The organism is Marinomonas sp. G8-14 (assembly GCF_055808935.1).
On sequence record NZ_CM147891.1, the window covers coordinates 962,482 to 984,963 of the forward strand.

21 protein-coding genes are annotated in these 22,482 nt (G+C 42.8%); 17 read left to right on the plus strand and 4 right to left on the minus strand.

What is annotated here, in order from left to right; all coding sequences use genetic code 11:
• Positions 1 to 3 precede the first annotated feature (3 nt).
• The 10 genes from AC0L6V_RS04830 (at position 4) to AC0L6V_RS04875 (ending at position 13,478) form a co-directional block, all read left to right on the plus strand.
• The gene (locus tag AC0L6V_RS04830; RefSeq protein ID WP_409419454.1) at positions 4 to 1,974 is read left to right on the plus strand and encodes a beta-galactosidase; all 1,971 of its coding nucleotides are present in this window, start codon (positions 4 to 6) and stop codon (positions 1,972 to 1,974) included.
• A gap of 115 nt (positions 1,975 to 2,089) precedes the next feature.
• A complete protein-coding gene (locus AC0L6V_RS04835) occupies positions 2,090 to 3,313 on the plus strand; it encodes an ABC transporter substrate-binding protein (RefSeq protein ID WP_265217715.1) in 1,224 nt (407 codons plus the stop codon).
• A gap of 246 nt (positions 3,314 to 3,559) precedes the next feature.
• Complete coding sequence (locus AC0L6V_RS04840; RefSeq protein WP_409419455.1) at positions 3,560 to 5,107, plus strand: ABC transporter substrate-binding protein; 1,548 nt, start codon at positions 3,560 to 3,562, stop codon at positions 5,105 to 5,107.
• Complete coding sequence (locus tag AC0L6V_RS04845) at positions 5,104 to 6,039, plus strand: ABC transporter permease (protein ID WP_265217717.1); 936 nt, start codon at positions 5,104 to 5,106, stop codon at positions 6,037 to 6,039. The genes AC0L6V_RS04840 and AC0L6V_RS04845 overlap by 4 nt, the downstream gene beginning before the upstream one ends.
• The gene (locus tag AC0L6V_RS04850; protein ID WP_409419456.1) at positions 6,036 to 6,824 is read left to right on the plus strand and encodes an ABC transporter permease; all 789 of its coding nucleotides are present in this window, start codon (positions 6,036 to 6,038) and stop codon (positions 6,822 to 6,824) included. The genes AC0L6V_RS04845 and AC0L6V_RS04850 overlap by 4 nt, the downstream gene beginning before the upstream one ends.
• Positions 6,821 to 8,209, plus strand: coding sequence for an ABC transporter ATP-binding protein (locus tag AC0L6V_RS04855; protein WP_409419457.1), 1,389 nt, complete (start codon positions 6,821 to 6,823; stop codon positions 8,207 to 8,209). Before AC0L6V_RS04850 ends, AC0L6V_RS04855 begins: the two co-directional genes overlap by 4 nt.
• A 193-nt stretch (positions 8,210 to 8,402) precedes the next feature.
• Entirely contained in the window at positions 8,403 to 8,654 is a 252-nt protein-coding gene (locus tag AC0L6V_RS04860; RefSeq protein WP_265217721.1) for a hypothetical protein, read from the plus strand.
• Between the two features lie 114 nt (positions 8,655 to 8,768).
• A complete protein-coding gene (locus AC0L6V_RS04865) occupies positions 8,769 to 10,271 on the plus strand; it encodes a PAS domain S-box protein (RefSeq protein ID WP_418138812.1) in 1,503 nt (500 codons plus the stop codon).
• On the plus strand, positions 10,237 to 12,552 hold the full coding sequence (locus AC0L6V_RS04870) for a PAS domain-containing hybrid sensor histidine kinase/response regulator (RefSeq protein ID WP_418138813.1): 2,316 nt from the start codon (positions 10,237 to 10,239) through the stop codon (positions 12,550 to 12,552). Before AC0L6V_RS04865 ends, AC0L6V_RS04870 begins: the two co-directional genes overlap by 35 nt.
• Entirely contained in the window at positions 12,552 to 13,478 is a 927-nt protein-coding gene (locus tag AC0L6V_RS04875) for a GGDEF domain-containing response regulator (RefSeq protein WP_409419459.1), read from the plus strand. The genes AC0L6V_RS04870 and AC0L6V_RS04875 overlap by 1 nt, the downstream gene beginning before the upstream one ends.
• A gap of 91 nt (positions 13,479 to 13,569) precedes the next feature.
• On the opposite strand, the gene leuA is transcribed toward AC0L6V_RS04875, so the two are convergent.
• Positions 13,570 to 15,243, minus strand: coding sequence for a 2-isopropylmalate synthase (leuA, locus tag AC0L6V_RS04880; protein ID WP_265217724.1), 1,674 nt, complete (start codon positions 15,241 to 15,243; stop codon positions 13,570 to 13,572).
• Between the two features lie 194 nt (positions 15,244 to 15,437).
• Between leuA and AC0L6V_RS04885 the strand changes: the two genes are divergently transcribed.
• A complete protein-coding gene (locus tag AC0L6V_RS04885; protein ID WP_265217725.1) occupies positions 15,438 to 15,911 on the plus strand; it encodes an Lrp/AsnC family transcriptional regulator in 474 nt (157 codons plus the stop codon).
• Positions 15,912 to 16,008: 97 nt separating this feature from the next.
• The gene (gene ribA / locus AC0L6V_RS04890; protein ID WP_409419460.1) at positions 16,009 to 16,623 is read left to right on the plus strand and encodes a GTP cyclohydrolase II; all 615 of its coding nucleotides are present in this window, start codon (positions 16,009 to 16,011) and stop codon (positions 16,621 to 16,623) included.
• Positions 16,624 to 16,706: 83 nt separating this feature from the next.
• Here ribA and AC0L6V_RS04895 read toward each other — a convergent pair whose 3' ends face one another.
• The gene (locus AC0L6V_RS04895; protein WP_409419461.1) at positions 16,707 to 17,912 is read right to left on the minus strand and encodes a DEAD/DEAH box helicase; all 1,206 of its coding nucleotides are present in this window, start codon (positions 17,910 to 17,912) and stop codon (positions 16,707 to 16,709) included.
• A 232-nt stretch (positions 17,913 to 18,144) separates the two neighbouring features.
• On the opposite strand from AC0L6V_RS04895, the gene AC0L6V_RS04900 reads away from it, so the two are divergent.
• Together AC0L6V_RS04900 and AC0L6V_RS04905 are read left to right on the plus strand one after the other, a co-directional pair.
• Positions 18,145 to 18,705 (plus strand): DUF1415 domain-containing protein, encoded by a 561-nt coding sequence (locus tag AC0L6V_RS04900; RefSeq protein WP_409419462.1) that lies wholly within the window; start codon positions 18,145 to 18,147, stop codon positions 18,703 to 18,705.
• Positions 18,706 to 18,784: 79 nt separating this feature from the next.
• Complete coding sequence (locus tag AC0L6V_RS04905; RefSeq protein WP_265217730.1) at positions 18,785 to 19,618, plus strand: CvfB family protein; 834 nt, start codon at positions 18,785 to 18,787, stop codon at positions 19,616 to 19,618.
• A gap of 35 nt (positions 19,619 to 19,653) precedes the next feature.
• Here AC0L6V_RS04905 and AC0L6V_RS04910 read toward each other — a convergent pair whose 3' ends face one another.
• Positions 19,654 to 20,589, minus strand: coding sequence for a ketopantoate reductase family protein (locus tag AC0L6V_RS04910; RefSeq protein ID WP_265217731.1), 936 nt, complete (start codon positions 20,587 to 20,589; stop codon positions 19,654 to 19,656).
• 83 nt (positions 20,590 to 20,672) lie between these two features.
• On the opposite strand from AC0L6V_RS04910, the gene AC0L6V_RS04915 reads away from it, so the two are divergent.
• The gene (locus AC0L6V_RS04915) at positions 20,673 to 21,158 is read left to right on the plus strand and encodes a YajQ family cyclic di-GMP-binding protein (RefSeq protein ID WP_111607552.1); all 486 of its coding nucleotides are present in this window, start codon (positions 20,673 to 20,675) and stop codon (positions 21,156 to 21,158) included.
• Between the two features lie 28 nt (positions 21,159 to 21,186).
• Here the strand turns inward: AC0L6V_RS04915 and AC0L6V_RS04920 are convergent, their stop codons facing one another.
• Positions 21,187 to 21,510 carry an MGMT family protein gene (locus AC0L6V_RS04920; protein WP_409419464.1) on the minus strand — a complete coding sequence of 108 codons (324 nt, stop codon included), beginning with the start codon at positions 21,508 to 21,510 and terminating at the stop codon, positions 21,187 to 21,189.
• 48 nt (positions 21,511 to 21,558) lie between these two features.
• On the opposite strand from AC0L6V_RS04920, the gene AC0L6V_RS04925 reads away from it, so the two are divergent.
• The gene (locus AC0L6V_RS04925) at positions 21,559 to 22,038 is read left to right on the plus strand and encodes an FxsA family protein (RefSeq protein ID WP_409419465.1); all 480 of its coding nucleotides are present in this window, start codon (positions 21,559 to 21,561) and stop codon (positions 22,036 to 22,038) included.
• Between the two features lie 129 nt (positions 22,039 to 22,167).
• Complete coding sequence (locus AC0L6V_RS04930; protein WP_265217733.1) at positions 22,168 to 22,458, plus strand: co-chaperone GroES; 291 nt, start codon at positions 22,168 to 22,170, stop codon at positions 22,456 to 22,458.
• Positions 22,459 to 22,482: the final 24 nt, after the last annotated feature.

Below are 22,482 nucleotides of genomic sequence, written 5' to 3' on the forward strand. Positions count from 1 at the left end.
AATATGAAATTAGGTGTGTGTTATTACCCAGAACACTGGCCAAAAAGTCGTTGGGTTGAAGACGCTCAACACATGCAACGTATCGGTATTGAATACGTGCGAATTGGCGAGTTTAGCTGGAGTACCATTGAGCCAACGCCCGGTGAGCTACATTGGGAGTGGTTGGATGAATCCTTGGATATTTTGCACTCTTATGGGTTGAAAGTCATTTTAGGAACCCCAACCGCGACACCGCCAAAGTGGCTGGTGGATCGTCATCCGTCGATGTTGGCGAAAGACGAACAGGGCCGAGTGCGTCACTTTGGTTCGCGTCGCCATTATACGTTTGCCAGTCTTGATTACCGTGAAGAATGTCGTCGTATCGTCACTTTGATGGCGGAACGTTATGGTCAGCATCCTGCAGTGGCTTCTTGGCAAACCGATAACGAATATGGCTGTCATGATACGATTTTAAGCTATGGTGAAGCCGATCTTGCTGCGTTTCGTCTTTGGTTGGCAGAGAAATACGAAACAGTGGCTGCCTTGAATAAAGCCTGGGGCAATGTGTTTTGGAGTATGGATTATCGCTCTTTTGACGAAATCGAATTACCAAACTTAACCGTGACCGAAGCCAATCCATCTCATCGTTTGGACTTTCAGCGTTGCTGCTCAGATCAAGTGGTGGCTTTCAATAAGCTGCAAATAGACATTTTGCGTGTGCATTCTGCTGGCCGTGATTTAGTGCATAACTACATGGGGTTCTTTACAGCGTTTGATCACCACAAAGTAGGTCAAGATCTGGATGTGGCTAGTTGGGACACTTATCCGCTGGGTTTTTTGGATCAAGAAGCGATTTATACCGCAGAAGAAAAACACGATTACATGCGCGTTGGGCATCCCGATTTTGGTGCTTTTCATCATGATTTGTATCGAGGCTGTGGTAAAGGCCGCTTATGGATAATGGAGCAGCAGCCAGGTCCCGTGAACTGGGCGCCACATAATCCTACTCCTGCCAATGGTGCTGTACGCTTGTGGACATGGGAAGCGTTTTCCCATGGCGCAGAGTTAGTGTCTTATTTTCGCTGGCGTCAGGCGCCATTTGGTCAAGAGCAAATGCACGCAGGTTTGCTGCGCCCTGATGCACAAGAGGCCGAAGCCGCAAAAGAAGCGACTTTGGTTGCGAGTGAAGTGAAAAAATTAGCTCAATCGCTTGGATTGGATGCAGAAGAATTGATGTCTTTGCCGAGCGCTGGAAAAGTGGCCTTGATGTTTGATTATGACGCTTGCTGGTCATTAGACATTCAACCGCAATCGCGTGCTTATCGATATTTATTCTGGTGTTATCGCGTGTATGAAGCCATGCGTGAGCTTGGTCTATCAGTGGATATTATTCCAAGCGATGGATCTTTGGATATGTATGAGCTACTGGTACTTCCAGCACAGGCGCATATTACACCGCAACTGCAAGAAAGACTGAATGCTTACAAAGGTGTGTTGCTGGCTGGGCCAAGAACCGGCAGCAAAACAGAAACTTACCAAATTCCAGAAAATCTTGCGCCGGGTCCATTAGCCAGTCTTTTGCCTCTGACGGTTGAACGGGTTGATGCGTTGCCTGAGCATACTCAGCCTGCTGTTTCTGGTCGTTGGGGGGCAGGGAAGTTGAAGCATTGGCATGAACAAATACACACGCAACTGCCCTGTTTGTTAAAAGATGACGGCGGTAATCCCGTATTAATGGGAGAAGGCCGTCATTATTACCTTGGGTCTTGTGTTGACAATAATGTGTTAAAAGCCAGTTTGGCTAGATTGGCAGAAATGGCCGGTTTAGCAACGGATTATTTACCCAAAGGTGTACGAGTCCGAGAGCGTGGTAATGTCATATTTGTCTTTAACTATGGCTCTAGTTCTGTGTTTTATGCGCCTGAAAATGCACAGTTAGTGGTTGGTCATAAGACAATAGAAGCCGCAGGTATTGCGATTTGGCAAAAAATTTAACATAAAAAATGGAACTGAGTTTCTTTTAATGGTTTTTGTGGTTGATAAATGAGCAAACATGATTAATACTGAAACCCAGTTCCAATTAATAAAAAGAAAAAGAGGGCTTATTTAAATGAAAAAATTTCAATCGTTATTAGTAGGGGTAATGGCATTAGGTGCTGTCTCTATGGTCAATGCTGGAACCTTGGTGATTAACTCCGACCAAGCCGACCCAGCACCTAAAAAAGCGTTTGCTGACATTATTCAAAAATTTGAAAGTGAAAACCCTGACATTACCATCAAATACAATTTGTACGATAAAGAGGGCTATAAAACGGCTATTCGCAACTGGTTGTCAACAACCCCTCCAGATATTGTGTTCTGGTATGCTGGTAATCGTATGAAGGCATTTGTTGACCGCGGTCTGTTTGAAGATGTGAGCGATATTTGGGATCAACAAGAATTAAAGAAAAACATGGCTTCCGCTGCGCCAGCCATGACCATCAATAATAAACAGTGGGGGATTCCTTACACTTATTATCAATGGGGTATTTATTACCGTAAGGATATTTTTGACAAGCTAGGTTTATCTGAACCAAAAACATGGGCAGAATTTTTAGCGGTCAACGAGACACTTAAGGCAAATGATATTGCGCCTATTGCGATCGGTACGAAGTACTTATGGACAGCGGCAGGCTGGTTTGACTATTTGAACTTACGTACCAATGGTTTGGATTTTCATATTGACTTGATGGATGGCAAGATTCCTTATACAGATCCTCGTGTACGCAAAACCTTTGAGAACTGGAAAGTACTCATTGATAAAGGCTACTTCTTAGAGAATCATGCCTCCTATTCTTGGCAAGAGGCTCAGCCATTTATGTACAACGGCAAAGCCGCTATGTATCTCATTGGTAATTTCATTGTGCCCAATTTTCCTAAAGAACTTGATGGCAAGATGGGTTTCTTCCAGTTTCCACAGATAGACCCGGCTGTTGGTATGGCGGAGGATGCACCAATGGATACGATTCATATTCCAGCGAAAGCGGCCAACAAAGAAGATGCTCGTAAATTCTTAACGTTTATGGCGCGTGCCGATAACCAAACCCTAGTGAATGAGGCACTATTGCAAATTCCTCCTCATGCTAAAGCCAAAGCACCGGATGACTTTTTCTTAAATAAAGGTGTCGAAATGCTCAACAATGCGTCTGGTACGGCTCAGTTCTATGACCGTGATACGGATCCAAGTATGGCGCAAGAAGGCATGAAGGGTTTCCAAGAGTTCATGGTGAAACCGGATCGCCTCGACGCTATCTTGCAACGATTAGAAGGTGTGAGAAAACGCGTATTTAAATAATCTATACGATAGCCTGCACCATAAAGAGTAGTTAAAAAGTTGTTCTTTAAAACAGAAAGCCAGTTCAAGACATGTTGAACTGGCTTTTTTTGTTTTCACATTTATTGTTTAGGAAAAACTATTTATACCAATCAGTTAGATAAGCACTATTTTTAATTGACGTTATTCTCAAATGATTGTCAGAAAGCTTTATTATGTTATATCATAACTTTTTATTTCTTTGTGGATAATATGGATATGATAGTAATGCCTTCTTTGAAGCGAATAGTCTCTGGCGTGTTGGTTATGAGTGCTTTATCCGGTACGACGGTTTTTGCTCAACCAACTCAGTCGAATACCTTGTCGATCAGTGCTGCGTTTGAATTTACCAGTTTAGATCCTTCTAAAAATGGTTTTATCTACAGTCGAATGCAAGTTTTGGAAACATTGCTTGATGTGGATGATAGTGGCTTATTAATGCCAGCCTTGGCTGAACGTTGGGAAGTCAGTGAGGATGCAAAAAGCTGGTCTTTTCATTTGCGCGAGGGGGTGCGTTTTCATGATGGTGCCTTAATGGATGCGGATTCCGTGGTCAATAGTCTTTCTCTTGCGCAAGCCAAACATGGTGCATTACGTAACGCTCCCATTGAAAGTATTCAAGCATTAGATAGAAATACGGTCGTGATTCACTTGTCTCGACCTTACACCTTGCTAGGGGCCGTGTTGGCAAATTATGCCAATGGTATTTTGTCTCCGGCCGCTTATGGAAAAGACGGCGAAGTGCTCGCTTTGTCTGCGACAGGGCCTTATCAGCTCTATCAGTTCGCACCGCCACATAAATTAGTCGTAGAAAAATTTGATGATTATTGGGGGAAAAAAGCCAGTATCCCCTACGCCAGTTATTTAACGGGGCATCGTACGGAAAGCCGCGTATTACAAGCGCGCAGTGGTCAAGTGGATATTGTGTTTGGTTTAGATCCTGCCAGTCTGCCTTCCTTAAAACGTTTGCCTAGTTTGGATTTATATTCCAATGCGATTCCGCGTACTATCGTTTTAAAAGTGAACAGTGGTCATCCGTTCTTAAAAGAGGTGAGTGCTCGCCAAGCGTTGAGCCTCGCTATTAATCGCCAAGGCATTGCGAATGGTATTTTGCGTACGCCAAATGCTGAGGCTGAACAGTTGATGCCTGCTTCACTGTCTAATTGGCATCTTGATGGTGTGTCGGTGCGTCGTGGTGCCCAAGAAGTGAGTGCAGAAGATTTGTTGGCATCATTAGGTTGGAAGAAAAATGCCAAAGGCCAACTTGAGCGTGATGGAAAACGGTTTGAACTGACACTGATAACCTACGCCGATCGACCAGAACTAACAACAGTCGCTACAGCCATCCAAGCTCAATGGCAAGCTATTGGTATTACAACAAAGGTTGAGGTGACAAATTCCAGTGCTATTCCAATGGGGCATCAAGATGGCTCGTTAGAAGTGGCCTTGATTGCTCGCAACTACGGTTTTATTGCCGATCCATTAGGGGTCATGTTATCGGATTTTGGTTCTAATGGTGGCGGAGATTGGGGTGCTATGAATTGGAATAATGCGGAATTGAGTCAGCTTTTGCTGTCTCTTGAGCACACCTCAGATTCTAAACAATACCGGGAAAAAGCCCAGCGTAGTGCGCAGTTAATTTATAACGAACGTCCGATGATTCCAGTGACGTTTTATGTGCAGCAAACTTCCGTGAATAAGCGAGTGAAGGGATTTCGATTCGATCCTTTTGAGCGCAGCTTTTTCTTGAACGAAATGGAGTTTGTTAAACCATGAAGGCAATGCTGTTAAAAAGAGCGTTGCAGTTAGTGACGGTGGTTTGGGGTGTCGGCACCTTAACCTTCATTCTAATGCGCTCTCTACCAGGTGACATGGCCTATCGCATCGCCGCGAGTCGTTATGGTCAAGACAATGTGAACTCAGACGCCGCGGCTTTAGTTCGTCAGGAGTTGAATTTAGACCAAGGTGCTTTTGCGGCGTATTGGCACTGGTTGTTGGACTTGTTGCAATTCAATTTAGGTCATTCTTTGGTGAGTGGTTTACCGGTCATAGATGCGATTCAGCATATGTTAGGGCACTCTTTACTGTTGGCTTTGGCTGGTTTGTTGGTGTCGATATTGATCGCCGTGCCAGTGGGGTTATTTTGCGCATGGCGAGGTAATCCATTGGATTCTATTTTTATGGGCTTATCGAGCATGATAAGAGCAATGCCAGTGTTTGTATTGGGTGTGTTGTTTATCTTGTTGTTTGCTTTGCATTGGAATTGGTTTCCCGTGGCTGGTTTTGGTACCCCTGCGCATTTGGTTTTGCCTGCATTGACGCTGGCGCTGAGTTTGGCGGCTGTCTCGAACAGAGTGGTCAGAGACTCGGCCAAACATACCTTCCAAGCGGCTTTTTATCAATTTTCCAAGGTGAAGGGCTTATCCGCATGGCAGACTTTTAGACGGCACGGGGTGCGCAATATTGCTGTGCCTGTGGTGGCGTTTTTCGGTATTCAATTGGTGAGTATGATTGAAGGGATTGTGATGATTGAGTCTTTGTTTTCTTGGCCGGGTATTGGTCATGGTTTGGCTCACGCGATTTTTGCCCGTGATATTCCTGTTATTCAGGGGGCGGCGTTGGTGATGGGAATCTTGTTTGTTGCTTTGAATACCTTGGTGGACATGCTGTGTTTATGGATCGATCCAAGAGGAGTAAGAGAAGCATGAAATTCACAATGACAGGATCTCAGTGGGTTGGTTTGGGTGTGTTGTTAAGTTTGCTGATTTTTGCTGTGCTGGGAATGATGTTTTCCCCCTTTAGTATTTCTCAGCAGGATTTGAATGCCGTATTAGATTCCCCTTCGGCGGTTCATTGGCTTGGCACGGATCACTTTGGGCGTAGTATGTTGGCACGTATGGCGCACGCGGTGGGTTTGTCGTTTGCCTTGGGGGTGTTGTGTGTGGTGACGTCTTCCTTGCTAGGAACAGCATTGGGGGTTTGGGCTGTGTGGGGTGGTAAAAAGGTCGATCATATCTTAGGGGTTATGGTGAATATTTTACTGGCATTACCTGGACTGGTCGTCGTACTTTTATTCGCCGCTATTGTGCCTGGATCGTTTTGGATCTTGTATTTAGCGATTTCACTGGTGCAATGGGTGGAGTATTTTCGTGTGGTTCGCGCTATCACACAGAATGTCATTCATAGTCCAGCTAGACAGTCTTCTCAGATGATGGGCTTTGGTCGTTGGTATCAGTTTAAACGCCACATTTGGCCAGCCATTGCGCCTTCTGTTTTTACTTTGGCGGCGTTTGGTGGCGCCAATGCAATTTTAACCATGGCGTCGTTGGGCTTTGTGTATGTGGGCATTCAGCCTCCGTTAGCTGAGTTAGGTTTGATGACAGTGGAGCTGTTTCCATTTTACAGTGATGCCCCTTGGTTATTAGCTCAACCCTTAGTTGTCATTGCTTTAATGGTGTTTGGATTTCATTTATTGGCAGGGAAACGAGTATGAGTGTATTGCTTAAATTAACCAATGTAGCGGTTTATGTGGGCGACACTTGTTTGCTAGAGCCAATTTCGTTGGAATTAAAACAAGGTGAGCCTCTCACAATTTTGGGTCAGACAGGTTCCGGTAAGAGCTTGTTGGCGCAAGCCATTATGGGATTATTACCTGACAACTTATCCCTTCAAGGTGATGTTGAGGTATTTGGTAAAGCCTTGACTCTCGAACAACGGCAGGCCTTGTGGGGGCGGGATTTGGTGATGTTACCCCAAGAGCCTTGGCATGCTTTGGATCCGTTGATGAAGGGTATCAATCAGGTTGCTGAGGTATATCAGCATGTGCAGGGCAAGGGGCACCATGATGCCCTTGTCTATGCACAGCAAGATCTTCTTGATGTTGGTTTGGCTGATAGTGCGCACAAACGGCCAGGTCAATTGTCAGGTGGGATGGCTCAGCGTTTGGCTATCTCGGCCGCGACGGCGGGCGGTGCTCATGTGATTTTGGCGGATGAACCAACCAAAGGTTTGGACGTTTCTCGTCGCGACGGTATCGTGCGCTTACTGCAATCGCGTTCGATAGAGGGCAGTTTATTGACTATTACCCACGATGTGGCCATTGCTCGTCAGCTAGGTGGTACGCTGTTAGTGATGAAACAAGGGCGATTAGTAGAGCAAGGTGAGGCGACTCAAGTGCTTGATTATCCCAAAGACGATTACACTCGAGAGTTGATCTCCGCCGAGCCAAGCGCATGGCACGATATTACGCCGAGTATTCGTGAGGATAGCGCAGAAGCGATTTTGGTTGCTGACAATTTGAGTCTTGCGCGAGGTGGGCGAGTGTTGTTCGACGGTTTGTCTTTCTCTATCAAACAGGGCGAAGTAGTTGGTATTGTTGGTGACAGTGGCTGTGGTAAATCGTCGCTTGGTGATGCCTTGCTGAATCTGTTGCCGATTTCGGCTGGGAGTATTCTTCGCTCGAATAAAACAGCTAAGCCGCACCAATGGTTAAAACTGTATCAAGATCCGCCGTCGGCGTTTTCGTCTAGTGTGTCGCTTGGTCAGTTACTGGAAGATTTGATACTTTTGCATGGCATTGATACAGATCGTATTGCACCTTTGATGGATCGCTTGAGTTTGCCGCATGGGATTCTTGAACGAAATTGTTTAGCGGTTTCTGGTGGCGAATTACAGCGTTTTGCTATATTACGAGCCTTGTTATTAGATCCGGTATTTTTATTCGCTGATGAGCCGACTTCTCGGCTTGATCCAATTACGGCAAAAGAGGTGACTGCCTTGTTAGTCGAGTTGGCCCGCGAAGCAGGCTGCGCGGTGCTGTTGGTTAGTCATGATGCAGCATTGATTCAAAAAACTTGTCATCAGGTTATTTCGATATAAATAGCCTTGTCTTGTTGCGGCATTGAGATGGAAGTTGCTAAGTGCTTTTGCTTAATGTTCGTAACAAGGTGTTACAACGACTTGATGATTTAAACATGTAAATGAGTGGTTGTGGCTCAGCTTAAGGTTTCACTTTAGCTTCGTCTATGGTCTAATTTTTCCTATAATTAAATAGACTGTTTAGGAAAATATTATGTTGTTCAAAACTTCACTCTCTGTTGGCTTGGTGGGGATCTCTGCATTCCTTACTTCAACTAGCGCCTTGGCATTTGACGATTATTGCACGCCAAAGTTAGATGCTTACTTGAGCAACGTTCAAAAGACAGTTGATTCAAAATATGTTTCAGAGCGCCAAAAAGACGTCGCGCAAAAAATATTAGATAAAGTCAAAGCCAGCCGTAATGATACTAAGGATTGTGTTTTGATCGATAAGTTACTGCCATAGTATTTCTATCTTTTGCCAAGCAGAATCCTGATTTTCTGATATGTTTTATAAGTAGGGTAGTGCTTAATTAGTTTTTCTGATTGCGTTTGACATGCATAAGCCAAGGGGAAGTGAATGGGTCAATTTGAGGCTGCTTTAAAAGTAGCTAGGTCTCTTTTAGGTATGTCTTGTGCTGGTTTACTTTTTAAAGATGGTCGTGTGGTTTTATCTGGTGAACTTGGGACTCTTTCTCGGGATGAGCTGATAGGCAAGGTTTTTCGTATTAACTCACTTCCTTCTTCTCGATACCTTGATATAAAAAATATCCCTTGGCTACCTTCTTTATCTGCAGATTTTTCATGTTTATCTTGTTGTATTATAGAAAACTTGTCTATTGATGACGTTCGATTGTTTTTGTTAAGTGATACTCCTTGTTCGGTAGATAGCAAACAGCTTGAAGAGCATCTCGCTACTTTAGTTGATTTGCTTTCAGGCTTAGTCTCGCTGAGTCAAACGCCATTGTCTTCCTCATCGCTTTTCGATGAAACACCTTTGTCAATTAGTTATGGCTTGACTGGGCAAACAGGTACATTACGGACATTAAAGAATTTACATGCAGTGACGGCCAATTCAGGTTTGTCATTGGATGAAAAATTGCAAAAAATTCTACAAGTTGGCGTCGAACATTTTGCCTTACCGATTGGACTTATCAGCTCAATTAACGGTGATATTTATCAAGTGGAATACAGTCATACTCCAAACGGAGAGGTGCTTCCAGGTGCGCAGTTTGAACTAGGAAACACCTATTGTGTTCACACTCTTGGTAGTGATTTGCCGACATCTTATTACCATACAGCAATAAGTGATATTAAAGAGCATCCCTGTTATAAGGACTTTAAATTAGAAGCTTATATTGGCATTGTTATCTATGTCAGTGGTAAGCGCTGGGGAACACTGAATTTTTCTAGTCCGCATCCGAAGGCTCAGCCTTTTGGTGAGGATGATTATGAAGTGATGAAGTTGCTTGCTCAGTGGGTTGGTAATGAGATGACTCTTGCCTACGATAGATCTGTACAGGCTCAATATGAGAATGATTTGCGCGAGCAAAAAATATTCTTTGAGTCACTTTTTGAAAATGCACCAGAGGCGATTGTGCTTGTCGGACGAAATCGTGAAATAAAAATGTTAAATCCAGCTTTCACTGAGCTGTTTGGTTATAGCCTTGATGATTTACTAGGTAAAACCACCCAAGTTTTGTATGCGGATGAAAGTGATTTTATTCGACAAGGCCAAGCGTATAAAGATGATGTTGAAGATGTTTTAAATCGTTATCGTGTGAGCTATAAAAATAAACAGGGTAAAATTTTTCATACGGAAACGATTGGTAGCATGATTCGAAATGCTGACGGAAGCCTTGGCGGCTATATCGCCCATATTCGTGACGTGACAGAGCGCCTAGAAGTTGAGCAGAAAATGATAGATACCAATTTGCGTTTATCTATCGCAGCGGATGCTGCTGGTATAGGTGTCTGGGAATTCGATCTGCAAGACAGTACTTTGCATTGGGATGACTGGATGTATCGACTTTATGGTTTTTCTATAGGTGAGCGAGCCTCAGCCACTTTTGGTTTGGGATGATTGTGTTTATCCGGAAGATAAAATTAGATTAAGAGATGTGTTTGCTGGATTAGAAGAAAGCGGAGCGTATTTTACCAGTAAAGAGGATGCTTCCCATATTTCTAAAGATTTAGATTTTGATTTCAGGATCATGCGAAAAGATGGGCAGGTTCGTTATTTGAAATCCAATGCTGCCATTGTATTTGATAAAAAAGGCCATGCATCACATCTTATAGGTGTGAACATGGATATTACTTCTAGAAAAGAAACAGAAGTACTTTTACGGGAAGCGAACGATCAAGCGGTTGCAGCCAGTAAGGCAAAAAGCGATTTCCTTGCCACTATGAGTCATGAAATTAGAACACCATTAAATGGTGTATTAGGTATGGCTGAATTGCTTTCTGGTAGTAAGTTAAACGCAGAGCAAAAGGAGCAATTGCGCATACTGAAAGAGTCCGGCGAGGGGCTTTTAGGTTTAATTAATGACTTGTTGGATTTTTCCAAAATAGAGGCGGGTCATCTTTCTATCGAGCGTGTTGATTTCAATTTAGAAAAAGTCATTTATGATGTTATGCGCTTATTGCTGATGAAGGCGGAAGAAAAAGGCATCGATTTATTGGTAGAATATGATGAATCTTGTCCACGCTTTTTGGTGGGCGATGTGTTTCGTATTAAGCAAGTATTAACTAATCTTATTAGTAATGCGATTAAGTTCACCAACTCGGGCCATGTATTGGTATCCGCAAAAGGGGCTGTTGATCCGCAAGGGTTGGTGGCCATCACTTTGAGTATTGCTGATACTGGAGTAGGTATTGCAGATCATGTGCAGCCTCAATTGTTTAGTGCGTTTGTGCAAGCAGATAGTTCAACAACACGTAAGTTTGGTGGAACTGGTTTAGGTTTGGCAATTACGAAACAATTGGTTGGTTTAATGGGGGGCAATATTTCTTTGTCGAGTAAATTGGATGTCGGATCTGTTTTTACAGTGTCATTTACATTACCAGAAAGTCATGCAATGTCTTATATTGAAACTGTAGTCGATGAGAATTCATTACTTGGTAAGAAAACCTTAGTTATAGACGATAATGAAACGAATTTAACCATCCTTAAAAATCAGCTCAGGTCCTGTGATATTTATGCGGATGCAGAAATAAGTCCTGTTGATGCTTTATCTCGAATCAAGCAGTCAATTGATGACGGTTCGCCATATCAGATTATTGTTTTAGACTATTTGATGCCTGAATTAGATGGTTTGATGCTATCTAAACTCATTCGAGAAGTGAGTGGATCTTTGTATCAACCTATCATTTTAATGACCTCTTCAGCAGGGCGTTTATCTCAGGTTGAGCTTTCTGGCGCTGGCGTAAATATCTGTATTACTAAGCCCATGAGTGCTTTGGCCTTGAAGAGAGGTCTGATTACGGCATTGTCTGATAATGTGCTTGGGCATCAACTTTCATACGCAGATAGCAGTGATGATGACGAAGTATCAGATGTTAGTGATAGTGGAAATAAGAGGGGTCTCATCTTAGTTGTTGAAGATATGAAAGCCAATATGGCAGTAGCGCAGGGAATTTTAACGAGAATGGGGTTTGATGTTATTGGTGCTGAAAACGGCTCGATTGGCGTAGAAATGTGGAGTACCCATCAGCCGGACCTTATTTTTATGGATTTACACATGCCAGTAATGGATGGATTATCGGCTATGCGTCGTATTAGACAAGCCGAAAAATGCAGTTATCATAAACGCGTGCCTATTATTGCATTAACGGCTGATCTTATGGCTGAAACATTATCGGAAGTGCTGCGTGCTGGTGGTGATGGTTTAGTGCCAAAGCCTTTTAAACAAAAAGAGATCATTAATATGTTAGATGAGTGGTTACCTCATAGTCATCAATCAAATGATGATACGTTGGACAAAACTATGCAAGCGACTGATTCTGTTTTTGATGTGAAGTCGGATATTGTAATTGATGAATCTGTTTTGAATGAATTAAAAGTTTTGTTGGGAAGTGATTTTACCTTGTTGATTGATGCCTTTTTTGATGACGCTAAAAGCATCATGGCATCATTTGACAAGATGTTGAGTGAAGAGGGTGATGTCGATTGCGCAGCGGTTTCTCGGCTTGCTCATAGCTTAAAATCTGTCAGCCAAAATGTAGGTGCAATGACGTTGTCAGCAATGGCTGCACAGCTAGAGCAAGAAAGTCGTCAGGGGGCTGTGTCTGAACTGAATGCTAAATTGCGAGAAATACTAGCAATGTATCAAAATGTGAAGACTAAACTACAGAGTATGCTCTAATGCCGATGAAAGTGTTAGTGGTAGATGATACCAACACGGACCGTTTGTTACTGAAACTTCACTTGTCCAAGCTTGGTTACAGGACGGTCGAAGCCAGTAATGGGCAGGAAGCGATAGATCAATTTTTGGAGCATTCACAGGACTTGGATCTTATTTTAATGGATGTCCAAATGCCTTATATCAATGGCTTTGATGCCGTTAAAGCTATTCGTAAAATACAAGAGCAAAAAAATCAAGAGTGGCTGCCAGTTATCTTTTTAAGCGCAAGTGCAGAAGATGATGATATAGAAGATGGTATTCTAGCTGGTGGTGACGATTATCTTATGAAGCCTATAAGTCAGAAAGTTCTGTCGGCTAAAATGTTGGCTATGCAACGCATTGCCGATATGCGGCGGCGTCTTGTGGATTCAAATCTTGCTCTTGAGCATTTAGCATCAACTGATCACTTAACAAATGTTGCCAATCGTCGTTCTTTTGAACTTATGTTAGATCGAGAAATGTCTTTTACTCGTCGCTATGGCGTGCCTATGGCATTTGCTATGTTTGACTTTGATAAATTCAAAGTTGTCAATGATACCTATGGACATGATGCTGGAGATGCTGTCTTGGTTGAAGTGTCAAAGCGAATCAAAATAGCCCTAAGAGGCAGTGACATTATTGGCCGTTTGGGGGGAGAAGAGTTCGGTATTATTCTACATAATGTTAAAGAAGAAGATGTTTTCAAAGTATTTGATCGTTATCGTAGTATCGTTGCCGATTATCCAGTGGTGCATGAAGGTATGGTAATTCCTATTACAGCCAGTATTGGTGTAGCCATGTATACAGGTGAGCTGGAAGATAAAACTGTATTAATAAAGCGTGCAGACGACTGTTTGTATGAGGCCAAAGATACTGGCCGAAATAAGGTGGTTTACCGCTCTCACTAGCGTTTAAAAAACTAAGCACAATACATAAAAAAGCCGAAGATCGATTAGATTTTCGGCTTTTTGGGGTTAATTCTTAAAGGATAATATGGTACTAAGCGACAGCGATGTTTTGGTTTTCAGCAACTTTTTGGTTCACTGTTGCCAATAGTGCTTGAATGGAGGCCGAAACAATGTCGTTATCAATGGCGACACCGTTGAAACGATCCCCTTCAATGTTGGCTTGAACATAGGCAATGGCTTGAGAATCGCTACCAACAGTGAGCGCATGTTCTTGATATTGAATAATATCCACTCGCATATTGAAGTGTTTGCCTAATGCCTCGCTGAAAGCAGACAACGCGCCATTGCCATTGCCTGTGATTTTCACTTTTGTGCTATTGCTAATCAATTCAGCGTTGACTGTGTCAACATCGTCCTTAGTAAGATCGTATTTGCCCAATTTATAGGGTGCGCTGCCGGTCATGAAGCTTGTCTCAAACAAGTTTTTCATGGACTCTGCATCGACAACGCCACCGTCTTTTTCAGCAAAGCGTTGGACCACGGGGCTGAATTCAACCTGTAACCAACGAGGCAACGCCAAGCCGTACTCTTGCTCAAGGGTATAAGCCACACCACCTTTACCTGATTGACTGTTGACGCGAATAACTTCTTGGTAGCTACGGCCCACATCACGAGGGTCAATGGGCAAATATGCCACATCCCAAGGTTTGTCATCAGTTTGGTTTGCCAAACACTTCTTAATGGCGTCTTGATGAGAGCCAGAGAAAGCGGTAAACACCAATTCGCCTGCGTATGGATGACGCGGGTGAACTTGTAGCAAGGTGCAGGCTTGAACCACACTTATGATGCGGTCCATATCGCCTAACGCCAACTCTGGATCAATTCCTTGGCTATACATGTTCATAGCCATCGTGACTACGTCCATGTTGCCTGTGCGCTCACCGTTGCCCAACAAGGTGCCCTCAATACGGTCAGCGCCAGCCATAATGCCTAATTCTGCTGCTGCGACGCCACAGCCACGGTCATTGTGTGTATGCAAGCTAATAAACATACAGTCGCGATTTTTCACATGGCGACAAAAATATTCAATTTGATCTGCATAACGGTTTGGTGTTGATACTTCAACGGTAGCGGGCAAATTGATGATGATTTTATTGTCTGGTGTAGGTTGCCACACGTCGGCAACCGCATTGACCACTTCAATCGCGTAATCGATTTCTGTGCCCGTAAAACTTTCAGGAGAATACTGGAACACCCATTCTGTTTCTGGGTGTTTCTCTGCATGCTCTTTTACGCATTTTGCGCCGTTGACTGCGATTTGCTTGATGCCTTCCATGTCCATACGGAACACTTGTTCACGTTGTGTCGTGGAGGTTGAGTTGTAGACATGTACAATGGCTTTTTTAGCCCCTTTTAGGGACTCATAAGTGCGAGCAATTAATTCTGGGCGCGCTTGAGTCAATACTTGAATATACACGTCATCTGGTACTTGGTCTTCTTCAATCAACCAACGCACAAAGTCAAAATCTAATTGAGAGGCTGCAGGGAAGCCAACTTCGATTTCTTTAAATCCCACATCCACTAGAAGAGCAAAAAATTGTTTCTTTTGTTCTACCGTCATAGGTTCAACCAATGCTTGGTTGCCATCGCGTAGGTCTACACTAGACCAAATCGGCGCTTTAGTGATTGTTTTGTCAGGCCAAGTGCGGTTTTCAATAGCGACAGGCTTGAATGGCGTATATTTTCTATGGTCAAAAGATGTCATGATCTTTCCCTTCTTTTATATTAGAGCTGGTAAGCTCTGGTTGTTATTGCGTTCACTTGGTTAAGTGACTTTCTATGGTTTCTATCATAACGAATTTTATTGAGTAAAAGATTGCGTTTTTTTAATAAAAAAACAAATATAATGGCATTATATTGCGTAATATTTTTAAATCTTAGTTGTTTGGAGCGTTGCTAATGGGGTTTGATAAAATTGATTTGAGAATCTTGCGTGAATTGCAGCAAGATTCTAGCTTAACCAATCAAGAGTTAGCAGACCGCGTAGGATTATCTGCTTCACCTTGTTTGCGGCGTGTAAAGGCATTACAAGACAGTGGTGTCATAGATCGCAGTGTGACGTTATTGAATCAAAATAAGCTGGGGTTAAAACTAACAGCCTTTATTCAGATAAGTATGGATCGTCACACACCAGATCGTTTTGAGGTCTTTGAGTCGACATTAGAGTCTTATCCAGAAGTGAAGTCGTGCAATCTTGTGACAGGGCAATCAGCGGACTATTTGATAGAAGTGGTGGTAGAAGACATGGATCGTTACCAGGAGTTTCTATTGGGAAGGTTAACGCGCATACCCGGTGTGACAGGTGTACATTCAAGCTTTTTGTTGCGTCGAATCATAAATCGCACCTCATTACCGCTTGATCATTTGCTTTAGTAGGTTATTTCCTTATTTAGTATTGATTTTTTTGCTTTTGACCAAATTAATGGGCGTTATACTGACACTGTAAAAAGTCCCTAATAGAGAAGTAGTTATGAGCGATTTGACAATTAAACGTCGAGTGATGATTCCCGTCAGGGCGGGCGACGTGATGGCCGAATTCATTTCCTTTAACGGTGATGATTCTGGCAAAGAGCATATAGGGATATTTTTTGAAGGAAAGCAAAAGAAAGCCAACGACAGTGTGCCATTAGTTCGTCTTCATTCCGAATGTCTGACTGGCGATGTTTTTGGGTCCGGACGTTGTGATTGTGGTGAGCAGCTAGACGAAGCCATTGACCGTATTAATCAAGAAGGTGGCTATATTCTTTATTTACGTCAAGAAGGTCGAGGTATTGGTTTGTACGCAAAATTAGAAGCTTATGCTTTGCAGGATCAAGGTTATGATACGTATCAAGCGAATGAAATGTTGCATTTGCCTGACGATGGACGAGATTTTGGTATTGCGGCGGAAATGCTGCAGGCGCTTGGTGTCACAAAAGTGCGTTTATTAACGAATAATCCGGACAAAGCCCAGCAGCTAATAGAGCATGGCATTGACGTTGTTGAACTGGTGCCGACGAAAGTGCATGTTAATCAACATAATCGTTCTTACTTGGAAACCAAAGCCAAGCGAAAATTGCATACATTGAAGTTTGATCCCGAGTAGGTAGTGAAATATTAAACACTACATTACCCATAAAAAAAGGCGCCAAACGGTGCCTTTTTTGTTTCTATAGTGCTCAACCAGCCCTATTTTTTACTTGGTGCTGGTTTTTTCTTTTTCTTCTTGCTGCTTGGTGAGCGCGCTTTGGTCTTCGGTTCTAGGCCTTCAATACGACCAAATTTGATGTTGGCTTGCATAAAACGTTGAATTTTTTCGATCATGGGCAGATCGTTAATGTCGATTAGCGAAATACAATCACCCGGTGCGCCTTCTCTTGACGCGCGCCCAGCTCGGTGAATATAGGAGTCAGCTTTACGAGGTAAACGCAGGTTAATCACGGTATTTATTTCCGGCAGGTCGATGCCGCGTGAGGCAACGTCGGTTGCGACTAATACTTGTAAGCGTCCGCGTTTCATTTGTTTCATATGTTCGCTGCGATCGCCTTGTTTCATTTCGCCGTGCAGGCCGTCACACATTAAGCCCATATTACGAACACGCTGTACCCAAACATCGACATGCTCACGGTTAGAAACAAACAATACAGCTTGTTGAACACGCTCCTGGGTGAGCAGGTGTTTTAATACAGCCTCTTTATGTTCTTCACTGTCAACACGATAAGCGATTTGACGAATTTGACTAGGAACAGTACGAGATGACTCACCTAGACGAATTTGCTGTGTGTCGTTGTTTAGTAGGGCACTAGCAAAACGCCCCATTTTTTCGCCCTCTAGTGTGGCGGAAAACATCAGCGTCTGGTGCTCGTGTGGTAACTCTTTTGCAATGTGATTAATGGCATTTACAAACCCCATATCCAACATCCGATCTGCTTCGTCGATAACAAAATAAGATACATCTGTTAGATCTAACCAGCGTTTTTCATCTAGCTCGACAAGTCTTCCTGGAGTCGCGACAAGAATATCACAGGGTTCACTTAATTGTTGCTGTTGCATACCGTAGGGTGTGCCGCCAATAATAAGGTGTGACTGAATGCGTGTATGTTGGGTGAGTTGTTCGACGACATTAAAAATTTGACGCGCAAGCTCACGGCTTGGGGCCAATATCAGTACCTTTGGTGCAGTGGTGGATTGTTCATCACGGTCAAGAATATGCTGAATTGCCGGTGCGCAGAAGGCAATGGTTTTACCTGTGCCAGTAGGCGCGGTGGCAAGAAGGTCTGAACCATCTAGCGCAATTGGAATGGCTTGTTCTTGGATCTCAGTTGGGGTTTCGAAGCCAAGGTCACTAATGGCTTGTTCTATGGTGGCATCCAAATCTAATTCAGCAAATGACATGTAAACTCTCTGTAGCGGGATAAATGGCAAGACCACCTATGAATTTCATAAATTACTTATGGTTATCATAATAAATATGGGCCTATAGCCACTATAATGGACTGTATTGTTCGTCATGATACCTTGTTTTTTGAGGTTTCGAAATCGAAACCTCAAAAGGTCGATTGGATAAGTTAGACCCTTCGTGTGGTTTGTTCTAAAATACAGACAAATATTGATAAGAAGAATGGTTATGTTGTTATCTGATGAGTTGGTCACTGCTCAAACAATGAAGTGGGTAAAAGACTTTATTGTGGCGTTAAACGTTTGCCCTTTTGCAAAACGCGAAGTGGAAAGGCAAAGTGTTCGTTGCATTGTGCTGCGTTCAAAGAAAATGGATGTAGCTTTGGAGGAGTTGATGGCTGAGGTGCAATGGTTGGATGAGCACCCAGAGACAGAGACGACTCTGTTGATTTTTCCAACCCTATTTAAAGACTTTCATCGTTATCTAGATTTTGTGGAAACGGCAGAGAACCTCATGTTTGATCAAGGTTGTGAGGGGGTTTATCAGTTAGCGACTTTTCATCCTGATTATTGTTTTTCTGGTACTGAACCGGATGATGTTTCTAACTATACCAACCGTTCGCCTTACCCTATGTTGCACTTGTTGAGGGAGGCTAGCGTTGATAAAGCGATTGAATTTTTTGGCGATACTTCTGAAATACCAAATCACAATATTGAAAAAATGGAAGAGATTGGGAAGTCTAAGTTAGACGATATATTTGCTGCCTGTATGAAAGTAGATAACGACTGATTCGAGATTTAAAATGATCTGTATTGCGCTTGTGAATGAAGTGCGTATAGTGCGAAAAAAATTGCTTGCCGGAGAACTCATGGCCACACAAATTGGGCGTTTAAATACATTAAGAATAGTGAAAGAGAAAGATTTTGGGGTGTATTTAGACGCCGATCAATTAGGTGAAATTTTACTGCCTAAACGTTATGTGCCAAAAGGTGCGACGATTGATGACGACGTGGACGTGTTCGTCTATCTAGATTCCGATGACAAGTTAATTGCGACAACGGATTTTCCTAAAGCACAGGTAGGGGAATTTGCTGCGTTGACCGCGATAGCGGTAAACCAAGTCGGCGCATTTTTTGATTGGGGGCTACCAAAAGATTTGCTTGTGCCTTTTAGTCAGCAAAAAAATCGTGTTGAAGAAGGTGAGACTCATTTACTTTTCATCTATCTTGACAATATTACCAATCGTATCGTGGCAACAACAAAAGTGGATGCTTTACTCAATCGTGAAGCGGCGCCTTATCGAGTGGGCGATAAAGTGTCTATTATCATTGGTGATAAAACAAACATCGGTTTTAAGTGCGTTATTGATAATCGCTTCTGGGGAGTGTTGTTTTTTGAAGATGCGTTTAGACAGCTGCGAAAAGGCGAAAAAACCACTGGTTTTATTAAGCAATTGCGTGAAGATGGTAAAATAGATTTAAGTTTACAGGAAGTTGGCTACAAGAAAGTGCGCAATATTTTGGATGATGTTTTGGATTATTTGGACGCGCAAGGTGGAGAGTCGCCTTTGACAGATAAGGCCTCTCCAGAAGCCATTTATGCGGTTTTTAAAGTCAGTAAAGCGACGTATAAAAAAGCGCTTGGTGCTCTTTATAAAGAGAAAAAAATTCTTTTAACCAAAGAGAAAATCACTAAGATTTAACGTACGTTTTATAATGAAAAGCTGCTAAGCAATGCTCAGCAGCTTTTTTTCACTTCTTCACGCTGTTCTGCAAAGGCAACGCCCTCATACAGCAAGCGTTGCACAGGAAGATCAATTGGGCTGTTATCAAGAAGAAAACCAGAGATAAAGTTGTTTTCAGTTTGTCGTTGTAGTCTGACATCTTCATGCATTGATGAGCGATTTAGACGAGTCAGTTGGGCAATTGTATGGACTCTATTTTTCAAATTGTCTGAGGTTAAATGTTGGCTTTCTTGAGCGTAGCTGAATTTAGGATGGGCGAAGACGCTGGCCAGTTCGGATAGGGTGGCGCTCATTAATGGCTTGAATTCGTCATTTAAAAGGTCACCGTTGTGTATATTAAATATTGCGGTAATTGGGTTAATCACTGCGTTTACTGCTAGTTTTTCTATCATCCTTTGGCGAATGTTTGTCACTGTCAGGTCTTCAATTGGGAAGGTCTTTGCAGGGGTTGAGGGGTGCCATTCACCAAAATACGTGTCACCTAAGCCGGTATGTTTGATGTGATCAGCTTCTATTTTTAAGACGCCTTCACTGGTTATACCTGCCCAGAGCGTCTGAGTGTCTAGTAAAATGTGTTGCAACTCTTCTTGAGCGCCTATGCCATTGCATAAGCAGGCTATGTCTGCGTCGGGTGTAATGTTTGCGGAGACTTGAGAGAACGCGTTCTTTAGGTCAAAAGATTTTGTGCATATGAGGACTTTGTCGTATTGATCTGTAAGCTCATGAGCTGTGAGGCTTTTGATTTTATGCTTTGAGACACTGACTTGCTGTTGACCGTCTTCATCGGTGAGCGATTCCAAGGTAATTTTTTTACCGGGACTTTCAGATCGATATACTAGATGGACTTTATTACCGAGTTTTTCTAGCTTGCAAGCCCAAAAAAGACCGATAGCACCAGCGCCGATAACTAACCAAGGCGTGTTCTTCATAATAGGTTTCCATTAGGTGTTTTATTTCAATCCCTGTTATTATCGCCCCAAAATACATTATTGAAAATGCAAAGGAGCAGAAAATGCCATCATTTGACGTAGTATCTGAGCTGAACTGGCACGAGGTCAGCAACGCAGTCGATCAGGCTAACAGAGAAATTACCACTCGTTATGACTTTAAAGGCGTGAAAGCGCACTACGAAATTAAAGACAAGACCAGTGTTGTGATGGAAGCTGAAGCAGAGCCTCAACTTCGCCAGATGTCTGATATTCTAAATCAAAAACTGGTTGGGCGTGGAATTGATTTAAAGAGTTTAGAAAAAGAAGACGTTGTAAAGGGGAATATGCGCGCGTCTCAGGCGATCAAAATGAAAGAAGGTCTCGAGTCTGATGAGGCGAAAAGAATTGTTAAAATGATCAAAGACAGTAAGGCGAAGGTGCAAGCGCAGATACAAGGGGATCAGCTCCGTGTTACGGGTAAAAAGCGTGACGATCTTCAGGAAGTCATGGCATTGTTGCGCAATGCTGACTTAGCGCAGCCTGTTCAATTTACGAATTTTAGAGATTAATCTAATACAGAGCGTTGCATTTTTATTGTCAACGCTCTTCTTTTTGAAACTCATTGAGGGTTAATTTATTCCCCACAATGATCCAGCCCTCACTTTCCAACTTATGTCTCTGCTGCCAGTAAGCGTCTGTATTTTCAGCAAAGCTGATCTTGCGTTGTGAGTTAACCACTCTATGCCAAGGTAATTTGCTGTCTTTGGGAAGGTTTTTCATGAGATGCCCAACTTGTCGAGCATAGCCTGGGAAGCCGGCCTGCTTTGCCAGCTCTCCATAGCCAATGCATTCACCGGATGGTAGCTCATTTAAAATGAGAAACACTTGGGATTTAAAGTGTGTCATTGCTTGATTTGTCACATTTAGCCCTTAAATAAATAGCTACACTTTATAACAAAGAAGGTAAATATGAGATTTGCACTTTTGCTTTTCATACTCATTCCCGTCATTGAGCTATTAGTAATGATAAAAGTTGGTAGTCAAATTGGCGCGCTAGCAACGGTAGGTTTGGTTTTTTTAACCGCTATTGTAGGTGTGACGTTAATTCGTAAGCAAGGTTTAGAAACGTCACTGAAAGCCCAAGAGAAAATGCGTCGTGGTGAACTTCCTGCCTCTGAAGTGGCAGAGGGGGTTATGTTAATTTTTGCGGGCTTATGCTTGCTAATGCCAGGTTTTGTAACAGATATTATCGGCGGCTTGTTGTTAATACCACCGTTGCGTAAGCTGTTTGCGGCTGGTCTTTTGGTGAATTTCGTTGCATCTATGGTGAAAAAAGGGTCTAAATGGGCGCCCAATGGATCTTATAGTGCTCAACCCCGTGGAGAAACGATTGACGGGGAGTACTCAAAAGAACCTAAAGATGACAATGACTTAATTGATAAAAAATAATTTTATTGCTGGGGTTGAAATTCGTTTGCTGAGCCTTAGATAGGAGCATGTTAAAGGTTTCCACTAATATTCGGTGGAATTATCCAGCCAGGGGAGTCCTGGTATTGTTTTAATTGGAGAAAATGATAAATGAATATTCGTCCTTTGCACGATCGTGTCGTTGTTCGCCGTAAAGAAGAAGAGACAACAACAGCGTCTGGTATCGTATTGCCTGGATCCGCTACTGAAAAACCTACTCAAGGCGAGGTTTTGGCTGTTGGCACTGGTCGTATTCAATCTAACGGTGATGTTCGCGCATTAGCTGTTAGCGTTGGTGACACTGTGTTGTTTGGTCAGTACTCTGGTCAAACAGTGAAAATCAATGGTGAAGAGCTACTTATCATGAAAGAAGATGAAATTTACGGCATTATTGAAGCCTAATTCGTCTTGTAGTTCATATTCGAT